Source organism: Mesorhizobium sp. M0761, assembly GCF_040320205.1.
GTDB lineage: Bacteria > Pseudomonadota > Alphaproteobacteria > Rhizobiales > Rhizobiaceae > Mesorhizobium.
In genome coordinates, this window is the sequence record NZ_JAMYPF010000048.1 from 1 (window position 1) to 1,320 (window position 1,320).

At 59.7% G+C, this 1,320-nt stretch carries 1 protein-coding gene and 1 tRNA gene; one reads left to right on the forward strand and one right to left on the reverse strand.

From position 1 onward, the window contains the following. Window positions 1-404: 404 nt before the first annotated feature. Window positions 405-611, forward strand: coding sequence for a hypothetical protein (locus NKI32_RS31510; RefSeq protein WP_155923365.1), 207 nt, complete (start codon window positions 405-407; stop codon window positions 609-611). A gap of 627 nt (window positions 612-1,238) precedes the next feature. Here the strand turns inward: NKI32_RS31510 and NKI32_RS31515 are convergent. Then, window positions 1,239-1,315 (reverse strand) — tRNA-Met (locus tag NKI32_RS31515). Window positions 1,316-1,320 lie beyond the last annotated feature (5 nt).

The window sequence follows — 1,320 nt, forward strand, 5'->3', positions numbered from 1 at the left end:
CCGCCAGCGGCGCACCGCCCTCGTTCGTGAGGCGTATATAGTCGCCACCAACCAGAACTGTCAACAGTCATCGACGATGTTTTTGCGATTTCTCGTAGAGATATCCACGGGGCGGAAATTCGTGAGCTGGCTTGGCTGAAATTGTGAGTGGTGTTCCGCTGAGGATCACTCTTCTACCAAGCTCCCACCTAGGCGGCGGCAGGTGCGTGCCATCGGCCTGAGAATCGCCTCCTGGCTAGTGTCGATCCCCACGCCAGCCTAAGCAGCGCTTCAGAGCCGGCCTTCCAGCAATTCCGCCGTGATGTTGCGGCCGGCGAAAAAATACCCAGGACCAGACCCGTTCGGCATCGACTGCGAAAGCAATGCTGACGGCACGTCGCCAGCTGATGATCCGCGGACCAGGCATGATCTCGACCCGCTCTGTGCCGCACTGTGGAAAAGTCGACACGCTCAGGCAATGGTCGCGGATGCCGACAACGAAATTCCAAGCGATCGCCGGCGACGCACGGGTCGGCTACGTCGTCATAGAACTGGCCGAGTTCAGTTCCGCCTTGGGGTGGAAGACAATGCGGTACTCCATTGCCTATTTGGCTTTCGCCTGCTTCGCGTGATGACGCGCCTCGAGTCGCGAAAAAACCGTCTCGACAGGGATGCCCTTAGCCGGATCCTGCCGGAGCTCGGTCAGGCGCGCCGGAACCTCCTCGCGCAGCCATCTCTCCCGCTCCGCCTCGAAATCCTCGAGCATACGTAGGCCGGCGCGAACATCTCAGGCATTGTTGTAGCGGCCTGATTCGAGCTGCTTCCTGATGAAGCTCTCATAGTGGTTCGTTCAGAGCGTAGTCGGGCACGGCAACCTCCTGGAAGATTATGGCGCCGATCAAGCCCGGTAGCAATAATAGCAATGATTGGAAGCGCACGATCACGGTTCGTTTTCCAAGATCTGATGGCGAGAGAATGGTTCGTCGCCTGGTTTTGCAGGGTCCAAAGCGTCCGGTCACCATCGCGCCGGCGCGTGGCGGTTGCCGCGCTGACAGAGCCGGGAGCCAACCGGCTTCGCGTGGGCAAAGGTGCCGAATAACAAAAAGGCCTGCGAGCTGCGGGCGGTTGGGGGTCATGATTTGGCTTTTCTGTCCCACGGCGTCGGCTTCGCCTGCTTCCGACCCCTGGTGCAGGTTAAAATCGCCATAGATCGCGGTCCGAACGCAAAAAGCCCGCGTGAAGCGGGCTGTTTTTGATGTTGGTTGCGGGGACAGGATTTGAACCTGTGACCTTCAGGTTATGAGCCTGACGAGCTACCGGGCTGCTCCACCCCGCGTCACC

Bases quoted from the DNA above. Each gene is read 5' to 3' on its own strand.
- NKI32_RS31510 (WP_155923365.1), top strand. From the start codon at position 405: ATGATCTCGACCCGCTCTGTGCCGCACTGTGGAAAAGTCGACACGCTC.